The organism is Alcanivorax sp. HI0083, assembly GCF_001635175.1.
This window is the reverse complement of sequence record NZ_LWFX01000781.1, coordinates 1-323: the sequence shown is the minus strand read 5'-3', so window position 1 is coordinate 323 and position 323 is coordinate 1. Positions and strand designations below refer to the sequence as shown.

The 323-nt window shown below is 63.5% G+C and carries 1 protein-coding gene; it reads left to right on the top strand.

The features are described 5' to 3' along the window. Positions 1-270, top strand: a 270-nt coding sequence (locus tag A3754_RS07610; protein ID WP_197468552.1) for a PepSY domain-containing protein, incomplete at its 5' end; no start/stop codon positions are given. Between the last annotated feature and the right edge of the window lie 53 nt (positions 271-323).

The following is a 323-nucleotide window of genomic DNA, read 5'->3' as shown; positions in this document are numbered from 1 at the left end:
GGCGCCAGCCGCATCTGGGTAGACCAGTACAGCGGCGAGGTACTGGCGGTATGGGACGCCCCCAATGTGGCCGCCGGCAGCCAGCTCATGACCTGGCAGTTCCCGCTCCACAATGGTGATGCCCTGGGCATGCCGGGGCGCATCATCGTCCTGATCAGCGGGCTGACGCCCTTGCTGTTCTTTATCACCGGCACCTACATGTGGTGGCAAAAACGCCAGCTTCGCCTGCAGGCACAACGCCGCAAGCGGGCACGGCAACAGGCACGTTGACGCCCTGTTGCCCCCCTTCCATGCTTAACTGAAAGCTGACGACCACAAGGAGC